The sequence below is a fragment of the Pedobacter sp. 05L430 genome (genome assembly GCF_056397585.1).
Genome location: NZ_JBFTNT010000456.1, coordinates 1 through 2,055 on the forward strand (window position 1 = coordinate 1; position 2,055 = coordinate 2,055).

The 2,055-nt window shown below is 35.2% G+C and carries 2 protein-coding genes; one reads left to right on the forward strand and one right to left on the reverse strand.

Features of this window, described 5'->3' with window-relative positions:
* Positions 1-14: 14 nt before the first annotated feature.
* A complete protein-coding gene (locus tag AC1DG9_RS26340) occupies positions 15-1,418 on the reverse strand; it encodes a hypothetical protein (RefSeq protein WP_337717794.1) in 1,404 nt (467 codons plus the stop codon).
* Between AC1DG9_RS26340 and AC1DG9_RS26345 the strand changes: the two genes are divergently transcribed.
* Positions 1,385-2,055, forward strand: a 671-nt coding sequence (locus AC1DG9_RS26345) for a tetratricopeptide repeat protein (protein ID WP_477635603.1), incomplete at its 3' end; no start/stop codon positions are given. The genes AC1DG9_RS26340 and AC1DG9_RS26345 overlap by 34 nt on opposite strands.

The window sequence follows — 2,055 nt, forward strand, 5'->3', positions numbered from 1 at the left end:
GTTCTAAGGAATATTTATCTATTGTACGGATGTTCACTAATCCATCGAAATGGTCGTTCAGCAAGCTGATACTTCTTTCTCTTCAAAGTAATTGTAGCAGGCGTACCAAATAAATTGCCTTTAAGAATCAATTTATTGCTGTCAGGAAATTGGTAATTTAGCTTGTAGGTAACTTTTGGATTATCAGTAAATGATATGTCCAGAGTCTTTGATGTTTGAAGTACTTTATAAGTACACCATGCCGTTTCAGTTCCGTTATATTTGATAACTGCGTAGTCATTTCTGTCAAATGCCACTAGTTCCAATTTGCGACTCAAAAAAGAGGTGTCGGGAAGCGGCCCGTTCTTTTCTGATTTTATCTCCTCTATATCATAAGCGCCATAAACTACGGGCTTGTTATTGGTCTTTTTGCTAATTAGGGCTATGTTTAACGCGGTAAATAACGGAATTGCTGCATAGAGTAACACTGCAGCATACTTCAATACTATTTTAGAAATTCTGGCCCATTTTGTTTTAAAAACAGGAGCCTTTAATAGATTTAGTCTTACCAGTTCTCCCTTAAAAAAGAACTTAAACAAAATCCTAATATTAGGAGAAAGGATAATTAAGCACATCAAAACAAGAGCTGTACTCAGCAACTTTACCGGGACATCATAGAAGTAGTTAATGGCCATAATATTCGCTGAAGTCATCAGACATAAAAAAGCACCAATGGTTGCTGTTTTTCTGAAAAACAATAAGACACCCATCATTTCTGCTGTAAACATAAACCATTTGTAACCATCAGAAAAACCTAAAAATCTCCATGCCAAACCCATCGGAGAAGAATCTCCATAAGTTGTTGTAAGTTGGCTTAAGTATAATGATGGAAATTGTCCATCATTAAGTTTTGCAATTCCATAATGGACAAGCATAAAACCAACATAAAACCTACACACTACTATAGTCCAGTAGAATAGCTGATCATGGCTTTTTCTATCTCTGTCTAACGCCGACCATATAATTGTTCCAAAGAAAGAAACAAGGAAGACACAAAGAAGTAACACGTAGTCGTAAGTGGTATCTCCACTACCATTGGTGAAAGTGGTGATTTGGTACGAAAGGCTCAAATATTTTTGAGCAAACCAGGGAATAAAAGACTGCAGCGCAGGTATACTGAACTTCTGAATATAATATAGGAATGGAAAAGCCCCATTATTAAAGCATAAAACAAAAAGGATGCAAAATAAAAAAAGGAATCTGGTTAAAATGAGAGAGACGTATTTGGCCATATTGTATGTTCGGTTCTGATTGCTATAAGCAATTGTTAAAGTAAGAAAATAGTTCCTATCTTGTTCTACAAGAATAGAATTTTTTAACAAATAGCAATTCAACGCATCTCTTAATGAAACAACTTCTAATAATAGCTCTAATTTCATTATCAATTACTTCATGTAATTACGCACAGCAGCCTGCAAATGTCAACTCAGAATTACCTGGTAAAGCAATCAGTTATGAGGATTGGAAAAAAGAAGCGCAAACTAATATCAGGTTAAATCCCAAGTTTGGAGATGCTGTTAAAACGGACTCTCAAAAAGAAGCAGATCAACAGCTTATAGATGATTACCTGAAGCAACAAGGTAACCACCATAAAGGTGCAGAGATACTTATAAAACTGGGTTTTGAATATCTTTATAAAGGCGATGTTAGAACAGCAATGTACAGGTTTAATCAGGCGTGGTTACTGGAACCTAAAAATGAAAATGTATTCTGGGGATTTTCTGCTGTTTATTTTACACTAGGGGATCATGAAAAAGCGATGGAACAATTGAATGAGGGACTGAGTTTGAATCCTAATAGCTCAAACTTACTTACTGATAAAGCAACAATCTATTACGCCAGATTTCCCAACAGCAACAATCCCAAGGATTTGTCTGCCGCTATTGATTTATTAATCCAGTCGTATAAGATAGATCCTAAAAATCAAAATACTTTATTTAAGCTATCGGCAGTGTATTTTATGAAGCAGGATTGTAAAAATGCCCTGAAATATTATAATGAATGCAAGAAACTGGG

What these genes read in the sequence shown, in the direction of transcription:
- AC1DG9_RS26340 (WP_337717794.1), bottom strand. Translation starts at nt 1,418, where the DNA reads ATGAAATTAGAGCTATTATTAGAAGTTGTTTCATTAAGAGATGCGTTG.